This is a genomic window from Pseudomonas sp. PDM03, from assembly GCF_014852385.1.
Lineage (GTDB): Bacteria > Pseudomonadota > Gammaproteobacteria > Pseudomonadales > Pseudomonadaceae > Aquipseudomonas > Aquipseudomonas migulae.
Map to the genome: position 1 here is coordinate 184,647 of NZ_JACVBM010000006.1, position 22,581 is coordinate 207,227.

21 protein-coding genes are annotated in these 22,581 nt (G+C 58.5%); 4 read left to right on the plus strand and 17 right to left on the minus strand.

Going from position 1 to position 22,581, the window contains the following annotated elements:
• Nucleotides 1-8: 8 nt before the first annotated feature.
• The 4 genes from glmM to rlmE form a co-directional block, all read right to left on the minus strand.
• Nucleotides 9-1,346: a phosphoglucosamine mutase gene (gene glmM / locus IB254_RS12060; protein WP_192417425.1), complete on the minus strand. Its 1,338-nt coding sequence runs from the start codon at nucleotides 1,344-1,346 to the stop codon at nucleotides 9-11.
• 16 nt (nucleotides 1,347-1,362) lie between these two features.
• Nucleotides 1,363-2,214 carry a dihydropteroate synthase gene (gene folP, locus IB254_RS12065; protein WP_192227692.1) on the minus strand — a complete coding sequence of 284 codons (852 nt, stop codon included), beginning with the start codon at nucleotides 2,212-2,214 and terminating at the stop codon, nucleotides 1,363-1,365.
• An 8-nt stretch (nucleotides 2,215-2,222) separates the two neighbouring features.
• Entirely contained in the window at nucleotides 2,223-4,133 is a 1,911-nt protein-coding gene (ftsH, locus tag IB254_RS12070; protein WP_032828773.1) for an ATP-dependent zinc metalloprotease FtsH, read from the minus strand.
• A 202-nt stretch (nucleotides 4,134-4,335) separates the two neighbouring features.
• On the minus strand, nucleotides 4,336-4,965 hold the full coding sequence (gene rlmE, locus IB254_RS12075) for a 23S rRNA (uridine(2552)-2'-O)-methyltransferase RlmE (protein ID WP_192227691.1): 630 nt from the start codon (nucleotides 4,963-4,965) through the stop codon (nucleotides 4,336-4,338).
• 101 nt (nucleotides 4,966-5,066) lie between these two features.
• Between rlmE and IB254_RS12080 the strand changes: the two genes are divergently transcribed.
• Entirely contained in the window at nucleotides 5,067-5,375 is a 309-nt protein-coding gene (locus IB254_RS12080) for a YhbY family RNA-binding protein (protein ID WP_007942889.1), read from the plus strand.
• A gap of 9 nt (nucleotides 5,376-5,384) precedes the next feature.
• Here IB254_RS12080 and IB254_RS12085 read toward each other — a convergent pair whose 3' ends face one another.
• The 8 genes from IB254_RS12085 to grpE form a co-directional block, all read right to left on the minus strand.
• Nucleotides 5,385-5,789 (minus strand): MFS transporter, encoded by a 405-nt coding sequence (locus IB254_RS12085; protein WP_192417426.1) that lies wholly within the window; start codon nucleotides 5,787-5,789, stop codon nucleotides 5,385-5,387.
• Nucleotides 5,790-5,817: 28 nt separating this feature from the next.
• Nucleotides 5,818-6,294, minus strand: coding sequence for a transcription elongation factor GreA (gene greA / locus IB254_RS12090; RefSeq protein ID WP_008029775.1), 477 nt, complete (start codon nucleotides 6,292-6,294; stop codon nucleotides 5,818-5,820).
• Nucleotides 6,291-9,512, minus strand: coding sequence for a carbamoyl-phosphate synthase large subunit (carB, locus tag IB254_RS12095; RefSeq protein ID WP_008029777.1), 3,222 nt, complete (start codon nucleotides 9,510-9,512; stop codon nucleotides 6,291-6,293). Before carB ends, greA begins: the two co-directional genes overlap by 4 nt.
• Before the next feature lie 118 nt (nucleotides 9,513-9,630).
• Nucleotides 9,631-10,767, minus strand: coding sequence for a glutamine-hydrolyzing carbamoyl-phosphate synthase small subunit (gene carA / locus IB254_RS12100; RefSeq protein ID WP_192417427.1), 1,137 nt, complete (start codon nucleotides 10,765-10,767; stop codon nucleotides 9,631-9,633).
• 259 nt (nucleotides 10,768-11,026) lie between these two features.
• Nucleotides 11,027-11,833 carry a 4-hydroxy-tetrahydrodipicolinate reductase gene (gene dapB / locus IB254_RS12105; RefSeq protein ID WP_192417428.1) on the minus strand — a complete coding sequence of 269 codons (807 nt, stop codon included), beginning with the start codon at nucleotides 11,831-11,833 and terminating at the stop codon, nucleotides 11,027-11,029.
• A gap of 9 nt (nucleotides 11,834-11,842) precedes the next feature.
• Nucleotides 11,843-12,967, minus strand: a complete 1,125-nt coding sequence (gene dnaJ / locus IB254_RS12110) for a molecular chaperone DnaJ (RefSeq protein WP_008029785.1) — start codon at nucleotides 12,965-12,967, stop codon at nucleotides 11,843-11,845.
• Nucleotides 12,968-13,264: 297 nt separating this feature from the next.
• Complete coding sequence (gene dnaK / locus IB254_RS12115) at nucleotides 13,265-15,181, minus strand: molecular chaperone DnaK (protein WP_008029786.1); 1,917 nt, start codon at nucleotides 15,179-15,181, stop codon at nucleotides 13,265-13,267.
• 102 nt (nucleotides 15,182-15,283) lie between these two features.
• A complete protein-coding gene (gene grpE, locus IB254_RS12120) occupies nucleotides 15,284-15,850 on the minus strand; it encodes a nucleotide exchange factor GrpE (protein WP_008029789.1) in 567 nt (188 codons plus the stop codon).
• A gap of 241 nt (nucleotides 15,851-16,091) precedes the next feature.
• Between grpE and recN the strand changes: the two genes are divergently transcribed.
• Complete coding sequence (recN, locus tag IB254_RS12125; protein WP_007942901.1) at nucleotides 16,092-17,765, plus strand: DNA repair protein RecN; 1,674 nt, start codon at nucleotides 16,092-16,094, stop codon at nucleotides 17,763-17,765.
• Nucleotides 17,766-17,840: 75 nt separating this feature from the next.
• Here recN and fur read toward each other — a convergent pair whose 3' ends face one another.
• On the minus strand, nucleotides 17,841-18,245 hold the full coding sequence (gene fur, locus IB254_RS12130; RefSeq protein ID WP_064679800.1) for a ferric iron uptake transcriptional regulator: 405 nt from the start codon (nucleotides 18,243-18,245) through the stop codon (nucleotides 17,841-17,843).
• A gap of 97 nt (nucleotides 18,246-18,342) precedes the next feature.
• Here fur and IB254_RS12135 point away from each other — a divergent pair, with 97 nt between their 5' ends.
• Complete coding sequence (locus tag IB254_RS12135; protein WP_008029791.1) at nucleotides 18,343-18,870, plus strand: outer membrane protein assembly factor BamE; 528 nt, start codon at nucleotides 18,343-18,345, stop codon at nucleotides 18,868-18,870.
• 61 nt (nucleotides 18,871-18,931) lie between these two features.
• On the opposite strand, the gene IB254_RS12140 is transcribed toward IB254_RS12135, so the two are convergent.
• From IB254_RS12140 to IB254_RS12150, 3 genes are read right to left on the minus strand one after another with little or no spacing between them, the layout of a single operon-like run.
• Nucleotides 18,932-19,246, minus strand: coding sequence for an RnfH family protein (locus tag IB254_RS12140; protein WP_192417429.1), 315 nt, complete (start codon nucleotides 19,244-19,246; stop codon nucleotides 18,932-18,934).
• Nucleotides 19,239-19,673 (minus strand): type II toxin-antitoxin system RatA family toxin, encoded by a 435-nt coding sequence (locus IB254_RS12145; protein WP_008029796.1) that lies wholly within the window; start codon nucleotides 19,671-19,673, stop codon nucleotides 19,239-19,241. Before IB254_RS12145 ends, IB254_RS12140 begins: the two co-directional genes overlap by 8 nt.
• Nucleotides 19,674-19,680: 7 nt before the next feature.
• Nucleotides 19,681-21,084: a sodium-dependent transporter gene (locus tag IB254_RS12150; RefSeq protein WP_192417430.1), complete on the minus strand. Its 1,404-nt coding sequence runs from the start codon at nucleotides 21,082-21,084 to the stop codon at nucleotides 19,681-19,683.
• Nucleotides 21,085-21,202: 118 nt separating this feature from the next.
• On the opposite strand from IB254_RS12150, the gene smpB reads away from it, so the two are divergent.
• Nucleotides 21,203-21,685, plus strand: coding sequence for an SsrA-binding protein SmpB (gene smpB, locus IB254_RS12155; RefSeq protein ID WP_008029800.1), 483 nt, complete (start codon nucleotides 21,203-21,205; stop codon nucleotides 21,683-21,685).
• A 93-nt stretch (nucleotides 21,686-21,778) separates the two neighbouring features.
• On the opposite strand, the gene IB254_RS12160 is transcribed toward smpB, so the two are convergent.
• The gene (locus IB254_RS12160; protein WP_192417431.1) at nucleotides 21,779-22,546 is read right to left on the minus strand and encodes a GntR family transcriptional regulator; all 768 of its coding nucleotides are present in this window, start codon (nucleotides 22,544-22,546) and stop codon (nucleotides 21,779-21,781) included.
• Nucleotides 22,547-22,581 lie beyond the last annotated feature (35 nt).

A 22,581-nucleotide genomic window follows, 5' to 3' on the forward strand; every position in this document is an offset into this window, starting at 1 on the left:
AGCCGAATTCAGGCAGAAACTTCAGTAACCAGTTTTGCCAGCTCTTCGGCGTAGCCGCGAACCTGTGTTTCGTCCTCGCCTTCGACCATGACACGCACCAACGGCTCGGTGCCGGACTTGCGCAACAGCACGCGCCCACGCCCGGCCATGGCCTTGGTAACGCGCTCGCTGGCCTCTTTGACCGACGGATGATCCAGCGGGCTCGCACCGCCACCGAAACGCACGTTGATCAGCACCTGAGGACACTTGCGCAGCGACTGACGGGCTTGAGCCAGTCCTTCGGAGCGAGTCTGCAAGGCCATCAGCACCTGCAACGCTGCAATGATCGCATCACCGGTGGTGGTGTGATTGAAGCAGACGATATGACCCGAGTTCTCACCACCGACCAGCCAATTGCGCTCCAGCAGATCCGCGATCACATAACGGTCACCGACGTTGGCACGCACAAACGGAATCGACAGATCTGCCAGGGCCAGCTCCAGCCCCAGGTTACTCATCAATGTTCCGACCACACCGCCTTTCAGCAGATCACGCTCATGCAAGTCGCGGGCGATGATGAACAGCAGCTCGTCACCATCGACAACAGCACCCGTGTGATCGACCATCAGGACCCGGTCGCCATCACCATCGAACGCGATACCGAGATCAGCATGTTCGGCAAGAACGGCAGCCTGCAACTGCCCCATATGGGTCGAACCGCAGTTGTCATTGATGTTCAGGCCGTTTGGCTGCGCTGAAAGCACGACAACTTCGGCACCCAACTCGCGGAACACACTCGGCGCTACTTTGTAGGTCGCACCGTGAGCGCAATCGATCACGATCTTCAGGCCCGTAAAGCTGGTGCCGGTCGGTACGCTGCTCTTGCAGAATTCGATATAACGGCCCGAAGCATCGTTGATTCGCGACACTTTGCCGATCTTGCTCGACTCAACCACGGTCATCGGGGTGTCGAGCAACTCTTCGATCATATGCTCGACTTCATCCGGCAGCTTGGTGCCCTTGCCGGAGAAAAACTTGATGCCGTTGTCATCGTGAGGATTGTGCGAGGCACTGATCACGATGCCAGCTTCGGCATGGAACGTACGCGTCAGGTAGGCGATGGCCGGCGTCGGCATCGGGCCCAGGAGCATCACGTCGGCACCCGCCGAAGTCAGCCCGGCCTCGAGCGCCGATTCGAACATGTATCCGGAGATCCGGGTGTCCTTGCCTACCAACACTTTGCAGGCGCCCATTTTGCGGAACGCCATGCCCGCAGCCCAGCCGAGCTTGAGCATGAATTCAGGGGTAATCGGGTACACGCCGACCCGACCACGAATACCGTCGGTGCCAAAATATTTCTTAGTCATAAGTGCTCCATCATTCTTATTCGGCTGATTCCACTGCGGCGATCATCCGCACCACATCGACGGTTTCGGCCACATCATGGACGCGCAATATACGCGCCCCCTTGAATGAAGCCAGCGCCGCGAGTGCCAAACCGCCATGCAGTCGTTCACCGACGGGGCGATTCAAGGCCTGACCTATCATGCTCTTTCGCGAAACCCCGACCAACAGGGGCCGCCCCAAGGCATGCAGGACTTCCATATGTTTGAACAAGCTCAGGTTGTGCTGCAAGGTTTTGGCGAAGCCGAAACCCGGATCCAGGATGATCCGTTCAGCCGGAATTCCGACTGACGCACACTGCGCCATGCGCTCGACAAGAAACTCGCCGACCTCTCGGGTGACATCCTGATAATGCGGATTGTCCTGCATGTCGCCCGGCTCACCGAGCATATGCATCAGACAGACCGGCAGGCCAGTGGCGGCGGCCGCATCCAGAGCGCCCTCTCGACGCAACGAGCGGACGTCATTGATCAAACCCGCACCCAGCCGCGCCGCTTCACGCATGACCGCTGGCGTGGAGGTATCGACCGAGATAATCACATCCAGCTCGCGATTGATGCGCTCGACGATCGGCGCTACACGCTCCAGTTCTTCGAGCGGCGAAACCGCCCTGGCACCGGGCCGGGTCGACTCACCACCGACATCAATCAGCGTCGCGCCGGCCAGCACCATGGCCTCGGCGTGGCGCAAGGCCGCATCGAGCTGGCTGTATTGGCCGCCATCGGAAAAGGAATCAGGGGTGACATTGAGAATGCCCATGACATGCGTCTGGGCCAAATCAAGAACCCGGTTGCCGCAAGGCAACCGGGTCGAGGACTGAACAGAAGTCATTTCAAACCTTAAACGTCAGCAGCCGGACCGCCGATCGGTGTTTCCGGGCGCTCATCCTGTACCACCGGAGGCGTTCCGGAGGTACCGGTGCCGCCCGACCAGTCGCGAGGTTCGCGAGGCGTACGACCCGCCATGATGTCGTCGATCTGATCGGCATCGATCGTTTCGTACTTCATCAGGGCATCAGCCATGGCGTCGAGCTTGTCACGGTTATCCGTGAGGATCTGTTTGGCCGTGCCGTAGCACTGGTCAATGATGCTGCGCACTTCGGAGTCGATCAGTTTGGCTGTCTCACCGGAGAAGCTTGCACTCTGACCACCGCCGCCACGACCGAGGAACACTTCGCCCTCTTCTTCGGCGTACATCAATGGACCGAGTTTCTCCGACAGACCCCACTTGGTCACCATGTTCCGTGCAATCTGACTGGCACGCATGATGTCGTTGGATGCACCGGTGGTGACACCGTCAAAGCCCAAAGTCATCTCTTCAGCGATACGGCCGCCGTACAGCGAGCAGATCTGGCTGATCAACGCGCGCTTGGACAGGCTGTAGCGATCTTCTTCCGGCAGGAACATGGTCACACCCAGCGCACGACCGCGCGGGATGATCGACACTTTGTAGACTGGGTCATGCTCAGGCACGACGCGACCAACAATGGCATGGCCTGCTTCGTGATAGGCGGTGTTCTGCTTCTCTTTCTCGGACATGACCATGGATTTGCGCTCGGCGCCCATCATGATCTTGTCTTTCGCCAGTTCGAATTCTTTCATCTCGACAATGCGCTTGCCGGTACGGGCAGCGAACAGCGACGCCTCGTTTACCAGGTTGGCAAGGTCGGCACCGGAGAAACCAGGCGTACCACGAGCGATCACGGCCGGAGCGACGTCGTCACCCATTGGCACTTTGCGCATGTGGACCTTGAGAATTTGCTCGCGACCGCGGATATCCGGCAGCCCGACCACAACCTGACGGTCAAAACGGCCCGGACGCAGCAACGCAGGGTCCAGTACGTCCGGACGGTTGGTTGCAGCGATGACGATGATGCCGTCATTCATTTCGAAGCCGTCCATCTCTACCAGCAACTGGTTGAGAGTCTGCTCACGCTCATCGTGACCACCGCCCATGCCGGCGCCACGGTGGCGACCGACGGCGTCGATTTCATCGATGAAGATGATGCATGGCGCGTGTTTTTTGGCTTGCTCGAACATGTCGCGAACACGGCTGGCACCGACACCGACGAACATTTCGACAAAGTCGGAGCCGGAAATGGTGAAGAACGGCACCTTGGCTTCACCGGCAATTGCCTTGGCCAGCAAGGTTTTACCGGTACCTGGAGGACCGACCATCAGCACGCCGCGAGGAATGCGGCCGCCCAGACGCTGGAACTTGCCCGGATCGCGGAGGAACTCGACCAGCTCGCCGACTTCTTCCTTGGCTTCGTCGCAACCGGCAACGTCAGCCAGGGTGGTTTTCACCTGATCTTCGGAGAGCAGGCGCGCCTTGCTCTTGCCGAAGCTCATCGGCCCGCCCTTGCCTCCGGCACCGCCCTGCATCTGCCGCATGAAGAACATGAACACGGCGATGATCACCAGGATCGGGAAGCTCGCGACCAGCAGTTGAGTCCAGATGCTTTGCTGCTCAGGCTGCTTGCCTTCGACTACCACGTGGTTGTCCACGAGATCGCCGATCAGACCGTTGTCCTGGATTGCAGGACGAATGGTCTTGAAGCTGTCGCCATCGTTGCGCTTACCGGTAATCACATAGCCATCAACGGCTACGCGCTCGACCTTGCCATCCTTGACCTGCTGGATGAAGTCGGAATAGTTGAGGGTCTGCGGCTCGTTAGGGCTGGAGAAGTTGTTCATCACTGTCACCAGGACAGCCGCGATGATCAACCACAGGATCAGATTCTTTGCCATATCGTTCAATTAACTACCCTCTGAAGCAAGCGCCGCTAATGGCGCGCGCTTCGCATGATATTCACCGGCCTAACTTACTACATTACCTACAACACTGGCAGGCGCCGTCTGTAACCCTTTGTGAAACACTTCCTACACAATATTCGCTAATTCCCACAAGGCGAAATACGAAAAACCTATCGCCCCGCAAAAAAACCTCGATTTACTCACTACGACCGCGGTAGCCCCAAGCCAGCATGTATTGCTCGCGGGAACTGCCACGGGAAGAGTCCGGCTTGATCATCTGGACCTTGTCGAATTTCTGACGAGCGTCCTTCACGTAAGCATCAAACCCTTCGCCCTGAAACACCTTGATCACGAAATTACCACCCGGCTTGAGTATCCGGGCAGCCAGATCAAGAGCCAGCTCACATAGAAACATGGCTTTTGGCATGTCCACTTCAGGCGTACCACTCATATTGGGGGCCATATCGGAAATCACAAGGTCCACCTGCGAATTACCGACGGCCTCAAGGATCTGAGCGAGCACTTTGTCCTCGGTGAAGTCACCCTGGATGAAAGTCACGTCCGGAATGCTGTCCATTTCCAGGATGTCCGAGGCGATCAGACGCCCCTGACCACCGATCAGCCGACTGGTGACCTGCGACCAGCCGCCGGGCGCCGCGCCCAGGTCGACAACGCTCATACCCGGACGGATCAGCTTGTATTTCTCCTGGACCTCCAGAAGCTTGTAACTCGCACGCGAGCGGTAACCATCCTTCTGCGCCTGCTTCACATAGGGATCGTTGACATGTCTTTTCAGCCAACCAAGGCTTGTCTTGGAACGCGCCATTGGGCACCTCGATGATAAGGGTCGTGATTAGTTGGGCGGATCCACGAACCCTCGGGTAAAATGGCCGCCATTTTACAGAATCCAGACGAAAGGGTCAGATTATGCCGCTCACTCAAGAGCAGAAGAAACAGTACAAATCCATTGGCCACCACCTGAAACCAGTTTTGATTGTGGCTGACAACGGTCTGACTGAAGGTGTGCTAGCCGAACTTGAACGCGCTTTGGCGGATCACGAGCTGATCAAGATCAAGCTCAACATCCTCGATCGCGAATCGCGCCTGGCGTCCATTGCAGAACTCTGCAAGGTCGGCAAAGCGGATCTGGTTCAAGTCATCGGCAAGATGGCACTGATTTACCGCAAGAACTTCAGCGTCAACAAGCAGCTGTCGAACGTCCATCGCTTCAAGTGATGGCAAGGGTCAAGGGTGTGCTTCGCGCACCCTGCCGCTCCATCCCGGTACCGGCTGCAAGACCAGCACCAGCCCGGAAAAGCCCAGAACAAGATGACTGAACACCTGCCAACGCACCGCATCCGGCCAGCCGATACGCACCGCGAAAAACATCGCACACGCATACAGCGCCATCATCAGCAGTTGCCCGCGAATATCGCGCCATAGACTGCCAAGGCCCTCGGCCTGAACCAGCACCAAAGCCTGAAAAATTACACACGCCGAGGCGAAACCCACCATCAGCGCATTCAGCATGCCTGCAATTTCTTCGATCAGCAGCGGCGCCAGACCAATTTGGCCCAGCACCGGCAGCAGACCGATGTGTAACAACCACAAGCCGCCGACCCACAACATCTGAGTCAACTGCCAAAGCATGGCGCCCGCACGCAGCGGGCGCCTTCTTTCAGATGTGGCGGACTTCGACAATCTCGTACTCGATAACGCCACCCGGCGTTTTCACGGCAACCACATCACCCTCTTCCTTGGCAATCAAGGCACGGGCCAATGGCGAACCTACCGAAATCTTGCCGAGTTTGAAGTCAGCCTCGTCCTCACCCACGATGTGGTAAGTGACGCGCTCATCCGTCTCGACGTTGGCGATTTCAACGGTGGTGCCGAAAATCACTTTACCGGTATGAGGAATGCTCGTGACGTCGATGATGACCTGATTCTGAATCCGGCCTTCGATGTCACGAATCCGCGCCTCGACCATACCTTGCTGCTCGCGAGCAGCGTGGTATTCGGCGTTTTCCTTCAAGTCACCCAATTCCCGGGCCGTACCGATGTCCTGGCTGAGCTTCGGACGGACGACCTTGGTCAGGTGAGCGTGTTCTTCTTCCAGGGCTTTCGCGCCCTGGACGGTCATAGGGTACTTGATCATGCCTTCAATCCTGCGTGTAGATCCTGCAAGCGGCGTACGGTCTTCTCGGGACCGAACTTCAGCGCTTCGCAGATGGCTTCGCCAGCAGCAATGGTGGTGGTGCAGTAGATCTTGTGCTGCAAGGCATTACGACGAATGGAGTACGAGTCAGCAATCGACTGGCGACCTTCGGTGGTGTTGATGATCAGGGTGACTTCGTCATTCTTGATCATGTCGACCACGTGCGGACGACCTTCAGTCACCTTGTTCACACGGCGCACTTTCAGGCCTGCGGCTTCGATCAGCTTGGCAGTACCGGCAGTGGCAACCACTTCGAAGCCCAAGTTGATCAGATCACGGGCCACGCCTGCAACCAGTGGCTTGTCGTCGTCACGCACGCTGATGAACGCAGTACCGCCGGTCGGCAGCACTTCGCTGGCGCCCATCTGAGCCTTGGCGAACGCTTCGCCGAAGGTGTCGCCCACGCCCATCACTTCACCGGTGGATTTCATCTCTGGGCCCAGGATCGGGTCCACGCCAGGGAATTTGGCGAACGGGAAGACTGCCTCTTTCACACTGTAGAAGTTCGGGATGATTTCTTTGGTGAAGCCGATTTCTTTCAGGGTTTTACCGGCCATGACGCGTGCCGCGATCATCGCCAGGGAAACACCGATGCACTTCGACACGAACGGTACGGTACGGGAAGCGCGCGGGTTGACTTCGATGACGTAGATGTCTTCGCCTTGCAGAGCCAACTGAACGTTCATCAGACCGACAACGCCCAGCTCCAGGGCCATTTTCTTGACCTGTTCGCGCATCTCGTCCTGGATGTGCGCAGGCAGCGAGTACGGCGGCAGGGAGCATGCGGAGTCACCGGAGTGAACACCGGCCTGCTCGATGTGCTGCATGATCGCGCCGATCACCACGTCGGTGCCGTCGCAGACCGCATCCACGTCCATTTCGATGGCGCAGTTGAGGAAGTGGTCGAGCAGCACCGGGCTGTCGTTGGACACTTTCACTGCGTCACGCAGGTAGCGCTTGAGTTCTTCTTCTTCGTAGACGATTTCCATCGCACGGCCGCCCAGTACGTAGGACGGACGCACTACCAGCGGGTAGCCGATCTTGGCCGCGGCACGAATCGCTTCGTCTTCGCTGCGCACGGTGGCGTTTGGCGGCTGACGCAGGTTCAGACGCTCAACCATTTGCTGGAAGCGCTCACGGTCTTCGGCACGGTCGATGGCGTCAGGGCTGGTGCCGATAATCGGCACGCCAGCTTCTTCCAGGGCACGAGCCAGTTTCAGTGGAGTCTGGCCGCCGTACTGGACGATTACGCCTTTCGGCTTCTCGACCCGGCAGATTTCCAGCACGTCTTCCAGGGTTACTGGTTCGAAGTACAGGCGATCGGAGGTGTCGTAGTCGGTGGAAACGGTTTCCGGGTTGCAGTTGACCATGATGGTCTCGTAACCGTCTTCGCGCAGGGCCAGTGCCGCGTGTACGCAGCAGTAGTCGAACTCGATGCCCTGGCCGATACGGTTTGGACCGCCGCCGAGGATCATGATCTTGTCGCGGCCCGACGGCGCGGCTTCGCACTCTTCCTCGTAAGTCGAGTACATGTAGGCGGTGTCGGTGGCGAACTCGGCAGCGCAGGTGTCAACGCGCTTGTAGACCGGGAAGATCTCCAGCTTGTGACGGTGACGACGCAAAGCTTTTTCGGTCACGCCCAGCAGCTTGGCCAGACGCATGTCCGAGAAGCCTTTGCGCTTGAGCTTGAACATCAAGTCGCGGTCGATGCTGGCCAGACCCAGGGTCTTGACCTTCTCTTCTTCCTTGATCAGATCTTCGATCTGTACCAGGAACCACGGGTCGATCATGTTCATGCCGAAGATGTCTTCGACCGACAGGCCGGCGCGGAAGGCGTCAGCCACGTACCAGATGCGCTCGGCGCCCGGCACGGTCAGTTCGCGCTTGAGGATGCTCATGCTTTCCGGGTTGCCCAGGTCGAGCTTCTCGTCCAGGCCGCAAACGCCCACTTCCAGGCCGCGCAGGGCTTTCTGCAGGGATTCCTGGAAGGTCCGGCCGATGGCCATGACTTCACCGACCGACTTCATTTGAGTGGTCAGGCGTGCGTCGGCTTTCGGGAATTTCTCGAAGGCGAAACGCGGCAGCTTGGTGACGACGTAGTCGATCGACGGCTCGAACGACGCCGGAGTAGCGCCCCCGGTGATTTCGTTCTGCAGTTCGTCCAGGGTATAGCCGATCGCCAACTTGGCAGCGATACGCGCAATCGGGAAACCGGTGGCTTTCGAGGCCAGGGCCGAGGAACGGGATACCCGCGGGTTCATCTCGATGACGACCATGCGGCCAGTGTCCGGGCAGATGCCGAACTGAACGTTGGAGCCGCCGGTTTCCACGCCGATCTCGCGCAGTACCGCCAGGGAGGCGTTACGCATGATCTGGTATTCCTTGTCCGTCAGGGTCTGTGCCGGCGCAACAGTGATCGAGTCACCGGTGTGCACGCCCATCGGGTCAAAGTTTTCAATGGAGCAGACGATGATGCAGTTGTCCTTCTTATCGCGGACAACCTCCATCTCGTATTCTTTCCAGCCGATCAGGGATTCGTCGATCAGCAGCTCTTTGGTCGGAGACAGGTCCAGACCACGGGCGCAGATTTCTTCGAACTCTTCACGGTTGTAAGCGATACCGCCGCCGGTGCCGCCCATGGTGAAGGACGGACGGATGATGCACGGGAAGCCCAGGCGCTCAAGAACGGCGTTGGCCTCTTCCATGCTGTGGGCGATACCCGAACGCGGGCAGTCCAGGCCGATGGACTTCATCGCCTTGTCGAAGCGCGAACGGTCTTCAGCCTTGTCGATGGTGTCAGCGTTGGCGCCGATCATCTCTACGCCGAACTTCTCCAGAACGCCTTCGCGCTCCAGGTCCAGTGCGCAGTTCAGAGCGGTCTGGCCGCCCATGGTTGGCAGCAGCGCGTCCGGACGCTCTTTCTCGATGATCTTGGCAACGGTCTGCCATTTGATCGGTTCGATGTAGGTGGCGTCGGCCATGTCCGGGTCGGTCATGATGGTCGCGGGGTTGGAGTTCACCAGGATGACGCGGTAACCCTCTTCGCGCAGGGCTTTGCAGGCCTGGGCGCCGGAGTAGTCGAATTCGCAGGCCTGGCCGATAACGATCGGGCCAGCGCCGAGAATCAGGATGCTTTTAATGTCTGTACGTTTTGGCATGGGTTTGTCACTCAAATCCGCAGGTCAGTCGGCAAGCCGTCTTGTTCAATCTTTGAAGCCTTGAGGGGGCCGCCGATGTCGGGACCGCCCTCAAGCTTTGCTGCATCAAGGCGAGCGATCAGCGTCGCTTGGCCATTTCGTTGATGAAGCGATCGAACAATGGCGCTACGTCGTTCGGGCCAGGGCTGGCTTCCGGGTGACCCTGGAAGCTGAAGGCGCTCTTGTCGGTACGCTCGATGCCTTGCAGGGTGCCGTCGAACAGCGATTTGTGAATCGCACGAACGTTGGCTGGCAGGGTCGCTTCGTCTACCGCAAAACCGTGGTTCTGGCTGGTGATCATCACCACGCCGCTGTCCAGATCCTGGACCGGGTGGTTGGCACCGTGGTGGCCGTGACCCATTTTCAGGGTCTTGGCGCCGGAGGCCAGGGCCAGCAGTTGGTGACCGAGGCAGATGCCGAATACCGGAATCTCGGTTTCCAGCACGTCCTTGATCGCCTGGATCGCGTAGTCGCAAGGCTCCGGGTCGCCAGGGCCGTTGGACAGGAACACGCCGTCCGGCTTCATCGCCAGCACGTCAGCAGCAGGCGTTTGCGCCGGCACCACAGTCACACGGCAACCGCGCTCGACCAGCATGCGCAGGATGTTGAGCTTGACGCCGTAGTCGTAGGCAACCACGTGGTACGGCAGCTCGGAAGCGTCGACGGTCGCGTGGCTGTCGGTCTTCAACTCCCAGACAGTCGAGCGCCACTCGTAGGTTTCCTTGGTGCTGACGACTTTCGCCAGGTCCATGCCTTTGAGGCCAGGGAAGCCTTGAGCCGCGGCGATGGCAGCTTCTTCGGAAATGTTGTCACCGGCCATGATGCAGCCGTTCTGCGCGCCTTTTTCACGCAGGATGCGCGTCAGGCGGCGGGTGTCGATACCGGCGATTGCCACAACGTTGTTGGCTTTCAGGTAGTCGGACAGGGACATCGTGTTACGCCAGTTGCTCGCAACCAGCGGCAGGTCACGGATGACCAGGCCAGCGGACCAGACGCGGTCGGACTCGGCGTCTTCCGGCGTGGTGCCGGTGTTGCCGATGTGCGGGTAAGTCAGGGTAACGATCTGTTGGGCGTAGGAAGGATCGGTAAGGATTTCCTGATAGCCGGTCATTGCGGTGTTAAACACCACCTCACCAACGGTTTGACCGTCGGCTCCAATGGCTTCGCCGCGAAAAATGCTGCCATCAGCAAGGGCGAGTATGGCTGGCTTAGTCAAGAAGACCTCCCGTAAATAAAGCCTGAAAGGGCGATCGCAGGTTGTAAAAAAGCGGAGTGACGTATGGACACGTCACCCCGCTTCTTCACTGAATTATTCTGCGCGCTTTTAGTGGACACACTAAAGCTGTAGCTTACAGAAAAAGGCTTTTTTGGTCTACCGCCAATGAGCCCTAAAGGCCGGAGAATGCGACAGGACGTCGCTTGGCGTAATAAAACCGGGCCCAAACGTAATGTTGGAACCCGGTTTCGGCTGCATCTTAACGCAGGTCGAGCACGTCTTGCATGTCGTAGAGGCCAGGCTCACGACTGTCCAGCCACAACGCCGCACGTACAGCGCCCTTGGCGAAGGTCATGCGACTGGACGCTTTATGCGTGATTTCCAGGCGCTCGCCCTCACAGGCGAACAGCACGGTGTGATCACCGACCACATCACCGCCGCGCACAGTGGCAAAACCGATCGTTTCACGCTCGCGCACACCGGTGTGACCTTCACGCCCGTAGACCGCGACCTTCTGCAGGTCACGATCCAGCGCACCGGCAATCACCTCCCCCATACGCAGGGCGGTGCCGGAAGGCGCATCGATCTTGTGCCGATGATGAGCTTCGATGATTTCGATGTCTGCATCATCACCCAGCACGCGCGCAGCCATGTCGAGCAGCTTCAGCGACAGGTTCACACCAACACTGAAGTTGGCCGCGAACACGATAGGAATGTCCTTGCCCGCCTCAGCCAGCAACTGCTTCTGCGCAGCATCGAGCCCCGTCGTGCCGATGACCATGGCTTTGCCCGCCTTGCGGCAGAACGCCAGGTTTTTCAGCATGACTTCCGGCAGCGTGAAATCGATCAACACATCGAATTCATCCGCGACCGCATCCAGATTACCGGACAGCGGCACACCGATACGCCCCAGCGAAGCCAGCTCGCCCGCATCCACGCCAATCAGCGTGCTGCCGGGGCGCACGATGGCGGCTGTCAGACCGGTCAGCGGTGCACGTTGCTGCACCGCTTCAACCAGGATCTTGCCCATGCGGCCAGCGGCGCCCATCACAGCTATACGTCGCATGCTCACTCCTTACAGATCGCCGAAGAAGCGCTTCACGCCTTCGAACCAACCGGTGGTTTTCGGCGAATGGCTGTTGTCGTCTGCCAGGGAGCTGCGGAACTCTTCCAGCAATTCGCGCTGACGACGGCCCAGATTGACCGGGGTTTCCACCGCAACACGGCACATCAGGTCACCGGCACCGCCGCCACGCACAGGCGCAACGCCTTTGCCGCGAACACGGAACTGCTTGCCGGTCTGAGTCCCCTCAGGGATCTTCAGCTTGACCCGACCATCAAGGGTCGGAATCTCCAGCTCGCCACCCAGCGCCGCATCGACGAAACTGATCGGCACTTCGCAGAACAAGTGCTTGCCGTCACGCTGGAAGATCGCGTGCTCGCGCACGTTGATCACCACGTAGAGATCGCCCGTCGGACCACCCTGAGCGCCCGCCTCGCCTTCGCCGGACAGGCGAATGCGGTCACCGGTGTCGACACCGGCCGGCACTTTCACGGAAAGGGTTTTGTACTCTTCAACGCGACCGTCACCGTTGCAGGAGTTGCACGGGTCGGAAATGATCTTGCCCTGGCCATGGCAGCGCGGGCAGGTCTGCTGCACCGAGAAGAAACCTTGCTGCATGCGGACCTGACCGATACCGCCGCACGTCGGGCAAGTGACTGGCGAAGAGCCTTTCTTGGCACCCGAGCCATCGCACGGCTTGCAGTTGACCAGTGTCGGAACGCGGATATTCACGGTGGTACCGCGTACCGCTTCTTCCAGATTCAGTTCCAGGGTGTAACGCAGGTCGCTGCCGCGCTGAGCGCCGCCACGAGCACCGCCGCGACCGCCGCCGAAGAAGTCACTGAAGACATCGCCAAAGATGTCGGAGAAGTTCTGACCGCCAAACCCGGCACCGCCGCCGCCCATGCTTGGGTCGACACCGGCATGACCGTATTGGTCGTACGCCGCGCGCTTGCTGGAATCGGACAGCACTTCGTAGGCCTCGTTGGCCTCCTTGAACATCTCTTCCGACGCTTTGTCATCGGGATTACGGTCCGGGTGGTGCTTCATCGCCAAGCGACGGTAGGCCTTTTTCAGGTCCGCTTCGCTTGTGCCACGCTCAACACCCAATACTTCGTAATAGTCACGCTTTGCCATAAGTCTTTGCACTCTTAAGGACGTTCGGCAAACCTCTCCTGAGCCCTGCCGAACTCGTTGAGCCCCAATACAGGCCCGGACCCAACTCACGTCAATTCAACGATCCTGGTCTTTGATTCATTGCGGTACTTTCGGCTCGAAAAGCAGGAGCATTCCCGGCCATACCGCCAGCACACGAGCGTTGTCGCATGCTGTAAAAATTCGTGTACTCCAGACACGCCAACGCGGGAGCAGGCTCCCGCGCGGCGACATCCTACCAGTCACCGCCTAAAGGCAGTCAACCGGGCGACCAACAACTTACTTGTGGTCTTTGACTTCTTCGAACTCGGCATCGACAACGTCGTCGGCTTTTTCAGCTTTTTCGTCGTGCGGTGCTGCGCCTTCAGCAGGCTGAGCCTGTTCGGCGTACATCTTCTGCGCCACTGGAGCGGAGACTTTCGACAGCTCTTCAACCTTGGCTTCGATTGCAGCTTTGTCGTCGCCTTTAACAGCGGCTTCCAGAGCAACAACAGCAGCTTCGATTGCAGTCTTCTCTTCAGCAGTCACTTTATCGCCTGCCTCAGTGACCATTTTGCGAGTCGAGTGAACCAGTGCATCGCCCTGGTTGCGGGCAGTGGCCAGCTCTTCGAACTTGCGGTCTTCCTCGGAGTTCGCTTCAGCATCGCGAATCATTTTCTCGATCTCTTCATCGGACAAACCGGAGTTTGCCTTGATCACGATCGATTGAGCCTTGCCGGTGGCCTTGTCTTTGGCGCCTACGTGCAGGATGCCGTTGGCGTCGATGTCGAAGGTCACTTCGATTTGTGGCACGCCACGTGGTGCTGGTGGAATCTCGGCCAGGTCGAACTTGCCCAGGGACTTGTTCTGGGCGGCTTGCTTACGCTCGCCTTGCAGCACGTGGATGGTCACGGCGCCCTGGTTGTCGTCGGCAGTCGAGAACACTTGCGATTTCTTGGTAGGAATCGTGGTGTTTTTCTCGATCAGCGCGGTCATCACGCCACCCATGGTTTCGATACCCAGGGTCAGCGGGCTGACGTCCAGCAGCAGAACGTCTTTCACGTCACCGGCCAATACGGCGCCCTGGATAGCAGCACCCATGGCAACAGCTTCGTCCGGGTTCACGTCTTTACGTGCTTCTTTACCGAAGAACTCGGTCACCAGCTTCTGAACCAGTGGCATACGGGTCTGACCGCCTACCAGGATCACGTCGTTGATCGAGCCAACTTCGATGCCGGAGTCTTTCAGAGCGATACGGCAAGGTTCGATGGTGCGTTGAACCAGGTCTTCAACCAGCGCTTCCAGCTTGGCGCGGGAGATTTTCACGTTCAAGTGCTTAGGACCGGTGGCGTCTGCAGTGATGTACGGCAGGTTCACGTCGGTCGACATGCTCGAAGACAGTTCGATCTTGGCTTTCTCAGCGGCTTCTTTCAGGCGCTGCATGGCCAGCGGATCACCTTTGAGGTTCATGCCGCTTTCTTTCTTGAATTCGTCGACGAGGTAGTCGATCAGACGAATGTCAAAGTCTTCACCGCCCAGGAACGTGTCACCGTTGGTGGCCAATACTTCGAACTGGTGCTCGCCATCGACTTCAGCGATTTCGATCACGGAAACGTCGAAAGTACCGCCGCCCAAGTCGTAAACGATCACGGTGTGATCGCCTTTCGCCTTGTCCATACCGTAAGCCAGAGCGGCTGCGGTTGGTTCGTTGATGATACGTTTAACGTCCAGACCCGCGATGCGGCCGGCGTCTTTGGTCGCCTGGCGCTGGCTGTCGTTGAAGTAGGCCGGAACGGTGATCACCGCTTCGGTCACTGGCTCGCCGAGGTAGTCTTCGGCGGTCTTCTTCATTTTCTTCAGAATTTCAGCCGAGATCTGTGGCGGCGACATTTTCTGGCCGTTCACTTCAACCCAAGCGTCGCCGTTGTCAGCCTTGGCGATTTTGTAAGGGACCATCTTGATGTCTTTCTGTACGACTTCTTCGTCGAACTTACGACCGATCAGACGCTTCACCGCATACAGGGTGTTGTGCGGATTGGTCACAGCCTGACGCTTGGCCGACTGACCAACGAGGATTTCGCCGTCGTTGGCGTAAGCGATGATCGACGGCGTGGTACGCGCGCCTTCAGCGTTTTCAATAACTTTGGCTACGCCGTTTTCAAGCACGGAGACGCAGGAGTTGGTAGTCCCCAGGTCGATACCGATAATTTTGCCCATGTTCACTCTCCCGAAACTTTGGATTTGGTTGCCGCAGCAGTGGTGGCTAACTGCGGTAGCACTTAAACGCTTGACTTCTAAATGGGGGCCTTGCGGCTAATTTCAAGCCTGCTCGTCAATCGAAGGCGAAACCGGTGCCGGTGCCTTGCTGACCACGACCATGGCCGGGCGCAGCAGACGACCATTGAGCTGATAGCCCTTCTGGAACACCTTGAGCACGCTGTTCGGCTCGACGTCAGCGCTTTCCTGCATGGCCATTGCCTGATGAAGAACGGCGTTGAACGGTTCGCCATGCGGATCGATCGCTTCCAGCTGATAACGCTTCAGGGTGTCCTGGAACATTTTCAAGGTCAGCTCGATGCCTTCGCGCATTGGGCGGATGCTTTCATCGTCCGGGTTGGACAACTCGAGACCACGCTCAAGGCTGTCGATGATCGGCAGCAGATCACCGGCAAATTTTTCCAGAGCGAATTTGTGAGCCTTTTCAACATCCTGCTCGGCGCGACGGCGGACGTTCTGCAGATCGGCGGCAACACGCAAAGCCTGATCCTGCGCGCCTGCCAGTTGCTCTTCGAGCACTTGTACACGAGCCGCGAGGTCTTCACCCGAAGCCGCGGAGCCCTGGTTGGCTTCTTGATTTTGCGTATCCACTGTCTGTTCGTCAGCCATAGATTTCTCCTTTCAATATCGTCCGCGAGCTCAACTCGCGCTTCTGCCCAGCTATATGGGGCCGCAAAAATCAGCTTCAAGGGGTTTGTTGTGATTAACCCTACAAAAAACAGCTGCATTGTCATTTCCCGATGCGCTAACGATTTCGTCGGATCAATCAAATCGAGCTAAGAGAGGGCATTGTCAGCCGCAAATAAAACACTGTATAAATAACCAGACCTAAAGCCTGGGAGCGGCCTTTATGCTGGTGCACCTGTCCGTACACAATTACGCCATCGTTGAACATCTCGATCTCGAACTCGATCGCGGGATGAGTGTGATCACAGGGGAAACCGGCGCAGGCAAGTCGATCATGCTCGACGCCCTCGGCCTGACCCTGGGCGATCGCGCCGACAGTGGCGTGGTCCGCCCGGGCGCCGACAAGGCCGACATCCTGGCCACCTTCGACCTGGTCGATATTCCCGAAGCCAGTGCCTGGCTGGCCGAGCGCGACCTTGAAAGCGACGGCCCGTGCATCTTGCGCCGGGTGATCACCGCTGAAGGGCGCTCCCGCGGCTATATCAATGGCACGCCCTGCCCGCTCGGCGATCTCAAGGCCTTGGGCGAGTTGTTGATCGATATCCACAGCCAGCATGAGCACCAATCCCTGCTCAAGACCGACACCCACCGCCGCCTGCTCGACGAATACGCCGGCGCCACCGACCTTGCCCGCCAGGTGCAATTGGCCGCCCAACGCTGGCGCCAGACTCGCCAGGAACTGGAGCGCCTCTCCAACTCCGGCGACGAACAACGCGCCCGCCATCAACTGCTCAGCTATCAACTCGAAGAGCTGGAAAATCTCGGCCTCGGTGACAACGAGCTGGAGCAGCTGGAGCAGGAACACAAGAACCTGACCAACGCCGAAACCCTGCTGGGCATCTGCCGGCAAGTGGTCGAACAATGCAGCGAAAGTGATTCAGGCAATGTCCTGAACGCCCTGACCGCCAGCCTCAACCGCCTGTCGAGCGTGAACAACTCGATCGGCGCGCTGGGCGAAGCCAGCAGCTTGCTGACCAGTGCGCAGATCCAGGTTGAAGAGGCCGTGGGCGAACTGAATCGCTTCCTCGATAACTTCGATGCCGACCCGGCGCGCTTGCAGTACCTGGAAGAACGCCTCGATGCGATCTACACCATGGCGCGCAAGCACCGCATCCAGCCGACCGAGGTCGCCGAGATGCAGCAGCGCTTGCTGGATGAAATTGAAACCCTCAATGCCAATGATGAATCCATCGAGCGCCTGAGCGATGAACTGGCCTCTTATGCCCGCCATTATCAGGAGAAGGCTCGCGAACTGAGCGATTTGCGCCACCAAGCCTCCAGCAGCCTGGCCAGCGCCGTGGAGCAGGAAATCCAGCGACTGGGCATGCCCGGCGGCCGCTTCACCATCGAGTTGCGCCCCAACAGCAGCGATGAGCTGCTGCCTAACGGGCTCGAACAGGTAGAACTGCTGGTCAGCGCCAACCCCGGCCAGCCCTTGAAAGCTTTGGCCAAAGTAGCCTCGGGTGGTGAGCTGTCGCGGATCAGCCTGGCGATTCAGGTGATCACCGCACAGACCTCACGGGTGCCAACCCTGGTATTCGACGAAGTGGACGTCGGCATCGGCGGCCCGACGGCCGAAATTGTCGGCCAGTTACTGCGTCGCCTCGGTGAGCGCGGACAGGTGCTGACAGTGACTCACTTGCCGCAAGTGGCGGCGCAAGGGCATCAGCATCTATTTGTGCACAAGGTGCGTGGCGAAGAGGCGACCCACACGGCCGTCTCCAAGCTGAGCAAGAATGATCGCGTTGAAGAAGTCGCGCGGATGCTGGGCGGCATCGACCTCACCAAGGAATCCCTGGCGCACGCGAAAAAAATGGTCGTTACCGCAAAGATTTAAGAACGGCAGACAGCACGAAGGCGACCCTGGGGTCGCCTTCGTTCGTTTCGCGAATGTGAAATTCGCGCGACATGCTTACTTTTTCTTGCGCACGTACAGCACCAGATTGTGATCGACCATCTCGAAACCGTACTTGTCGACGATGGCTTTCTGCAGGCGCTCGATTTCTTCGTCGAAGAATTCGATCACTTCGCTGGTTTCGACGTTGACCATATGGTCGTGATGCTTGCCGTCATCCAGCTCGAAGACCGCATGGCCTCCGTCGAAGTTGTGCCGCACCACAAGGCCAGCTGCCTCGAACTGAGTCAGTACACGGTAAACCGTGGCCAGACCGACGTCCTCACCAGCCTCCATCAGCGCCTTGTAAACATCCTCGGCACTCATGTGGCGTTGCGCGGCGGAATCGAGCATTTGCAGAATTTTGACCCGTGGAAGGGTCACTTTGAGACCGGCTTTGCGTAGTTCGCTATTTTCAACCATGGTCAGCTTTCTCGCGATGCTGCTTCGCAGCTTCTCTTAATGCGGGTATGATCGGCGTTTACGTTGTCCCAGCCAAGATAGTGGAAGTCGCCCACCGATGCAAAACACCAAGCTCTTGCTAACCAGTTTCACCTTTGTGGGACTGCTCGCACTCGCCGGTTGTTCATTCCCCGGGGTTTACAAAATCGACATCCAGCAGGGCAATGTCGTCACGCAGGACATGATAAACCAGTTACGCCCGGGAATGACCCGTAAGCAAGTACGGTTTATCATGGGCAACCCCCTGTTGACCGACACGTTCCATGCCGATCGCTGGGATTATCTGTACAGCCTGCAACCCGGTGGCGGTGAACGCCAACAGGAACGCATTAGCGTTATCTTCAACCCAAATGACCAACTTGTCAGCCTCTCTGGTGATTTCATGCCAGGCGTGAGCCGGGACGAAGCCATTCTCGGCAAGGACAGTGGCACTAATGTGACCGCACCTGTTGAAAACGCCGAGAAGCCGAAACCGGAAAAACCGGTCAAGCCAGGTTCGTTGCTGGATCAGATCCAGAAGGACGTGGACGGCGTAGAAACCGTTCCAGTCCCGACGCCAGAACCGCTGGAAACTTCGCCGCAATAATTTGCGACGCAATAAAAAACCCGGAATGTCCGGGTTTTTTATTGTCTGGCATTTAACCAGGTCACTGATTTCGGGCTTTTGCCTCGGCAGCCTTGGCTGCGCGCAACCGGCGAACCTCTTTCGGATCGGCCAGCAAAGGCCGATAGATCTCGATACGATCCCCCGCCCGAACCTGGTGTGTATCCGGATCGGCAATCACCTTGCCGAAAATCCCGACAGGGCATTCGCCCAGATCCAGCTCTGGAAACGCTTCGCCTATTCCCGAATCAAGCAGCGCTGCGCGCACTGTTGTGTCTGCGGGCACCGTCACACAGCGAAGCACCTGACGATCAACGGCGGCATACACCACCTCGATTTCGATCACGGGCTTAACCATGTATCTGTTTGGCGCGCTGGCAGAACGCATCCACCAGCGTATTGGCCGCCTGATTGAACAATGGCCCCAGGGTCGCGCGAACAATCGGCCCGGCGTAATCGAACGACAGGTCCAGGCTGATCTTGCAGGCCTTGTCGGTCAACGCCTTGAACACCCAAATGCCATGCAACTGCGTGAATGGGCCTTCCTCGAGATTCATCTCGATCGATTGCCCGGGGACCAGAGTGTTACGCGTCACGAAATGCTGACTGAGGCCACCCTTGGCCACGCCAACGCTCGCGCGCATGTACTCGGGGGAGTTTTCCAGGACTTCGGCCGACGAGCACCACGGCAAAAACTCCGGGTAACGTGCCACGTCATTGACCAGGTCATACAACGCTTGTGCCGGGTACGGCAGCAGAGCCGAACGTTGAATGTGTGTCGTCATGTCAGCGTCACTTCCACAGCTGGGCGGCAAACACTACAAGAATGCCGATGGGCGCCACATAGCGCATCAAAAACAGGGACAGATTGAACAGCATGGGGTTGCGGATCGACAACTCGTCGCGCACCGCTTCACGCCCCATCACCCATCCTGCAAACACCACGAAACACAAACCACCGAGTGGCAACATGATCCGCGAGGTAAAGAAATCGATCACACCAAAGAAATCCAGACCGCCGGCCGCACCCCACTGATAGAGATGGAACATCCCGCCTTCGTTCACGAAAAACTTGGCTTCCTTCCAGATATTGAAGGAAAACACCGTGCCCAGACCGACGAACCAGCAGGTGAACGCCAGCCAGAAAGTCACCCACGCGCGGCTGACTTTAGTGCGCTCAACCAGGTAAGCCACCATCGGTTCGAGCAATGAAATCGCCGAACTCCAGGCTGCAATCGCGACCAGGACGAAGAACACTACCCCCATCAACTGGCCAAACGCTACGTTGCCAAAGGCAAATGGCAGGCTGACGAACATCAGGCCAGGGCCCTCGCTCGGATTCAGGCCGGCAGCGAACACAATCGGAAACAATGCCAGGCCCGCGACCAGCGAAACAAAGGTATCGAGCAGCGCGACACCAACCACGGTGCCGGAGATCGACGAGTGTTTCGGCATGTAGGCGCCATAAATCATGATCGAACCAACGCCTACGCTCAGAGAAAAGAACGCGTGCCCCATGGCCGGCAGCAAGCCGTCGAGGACTTTTTCCGGATGGAAGTCGAACATGAAATGCACGCCCTCCATGAAATGGCCTGTGGTCATGCTGTAACCCAGCAGCACCAGAATCATCACGAAGAGCAGCGGCATCATGATGCGCAGGCTGCGTTCAAGGCCGGCGACTACGCCCCTGGCGATGACGACGGCGGACAACAGCATAAAAATCGTATGCCAAAGTGTCAGGCGCCATGGATCGGCGATCACCTTGCCAAAGTACGCACCGACCTGATCCGGCGTTACCCCCTGAAAGTCGCCGCGCCCCATGTCGATGATGTAATCCAGCGACCAACCACCGACGACGCTATAGAAAGACAGGATCAGCAACGCCGTGATCATCCCGGCGAATGCGCCCCAGGACCACTTGCCCGAATGCCCGGCCTCCAGCGCCAGCGCCTTCAAGGCATTGGCCGGACTTTGCCGGGCGCGCCGGCCGATCAGGGTTTCAGCCAGCATGACCGGTACGCCGATCAGTGCGATACAGGCCAGGAACATCAATACAAAGGCACCGCCGCCGTAGACCCCGACCATGTACGGGAACTTCCAGATGCTACCCAGGCCCACGGCCGAACCGGTCGCGGCGAGTATGAAGACCCAGCGGCTAGCCCAACTGCCGTGGACAGAAACCTTGTCAGTCGACATCGTTACCACGTCCAAGCATTGAAAAAAGAGGGCGCATTGTCCGGGATTCAATCAACCTGCTCAAGCACGCAGCATCACCGTAGCCGACTCGCGTGCAACTCCCTATAATGCCGCCCCTATGGCTAAACAGAAGAAACACCCAACAGGGACCATCGCGCAGAATAAAAAGGCGCGACACGATTACTTCATCGAACATCGGTTCGAGGCTGGTCTGGTCCTGGCCGGCTGGGAAGTAAAAAGTCTGCGGGCAAGCAAGCTGCAACTGGTCGACAGTTACGTGCTGCTCAAGGATGGCGAAGCCTGGCTGCTCGGCAGCCACATTACGCCCCTGACGACCGCCAGCACGCACGTCATCGCCGATCCGACGCGCACCCGCAAATTGCTGCTCAACCGCCGCGAGCTGGAAAAGCTGGCCGCCGCCGTGCAGCAAAAGGGTTACGCCTGCGTATGCCTGTCCTGGTACTGGAGCAAGCACATGGTCAAGTGCGAGATCGCTCTGGGCAAGGGCAAGAAGGAATACGACAAGCGTGATACCGAACGCGAACGCGACGCCGGTCGCGAGTTGCAGCGAGCGGTGCGCAACAAGGGCAAGGAAGAGTAATTTTTCGCCTTGAGGCCCTCTTCGCGGGCAAGCCTCGCTCCTACAGATCACGCGATCCTGTAGGAGCGAGGCTTGCCCGCGAATGTTTCATGACTACATCCCCTTGCGCCGCTCCGCCCGGGCCACGCGCTGCACTTCCTGACGCACCTCTTCCAGCACCTCCTGTACATACAGAATGTGTCGACTGGAAACTTCCCGCGCCTGCTCCGCCCTTCCCTCGACAATCGCCATGTACAACTCCCGATGCTGCGTGATCAGCATGTCGCGGGTTTCCGTGCGCTGTTTGTACATGCCGCCAATGTTGGTCACCACGTTGCGTTTGAGCAGATCGAACAGCCCGCGAATGGTGTGCAGCAACACCGCGTTGTGACTGGCTTCGGCGATTGCCAAGTGAAACTTCGCGTCCGCCGCCCCCTCTTCCGCCCGACTCACTTCATCGTGACGGGTGTAGCAGTCCTGCAATTCATTGAAGGCCGCGGTCAGCCGCTCGCGATCGACATCTGTCGCCCGCATTGCTGCGTAATAGGCGCAGGACGCTTCCAGGGTATGGCGAAACTCCAGCAGATCGCGCTGGGCCTCAGGGTTGCTTTCAAGCAGATGAAGCAGCGGATCACTGAAGGTCGTGCCCAGTGACTCCACCACATAGTTGCCGCCACCCTGGCGGCTGACCAGCAAGCCCTTGGCCGCCAGCTTCTGAATCGCTTCGCGCAACGAAGGGCGTGACACGCCGAACTGCTCGGCCAATGCGCGCTCGGCCGGCAAGCGCTCACCAGCCTTGAGCGTGCCCTCGAGGATCATCCCCTCGAGCTGCTCGACAATATCGTCAGACAAACGGCGCTGACGAATTTGATCAAACCCCATAACTCAATTCTCCACGATCCCGACGGCTCGCCGGG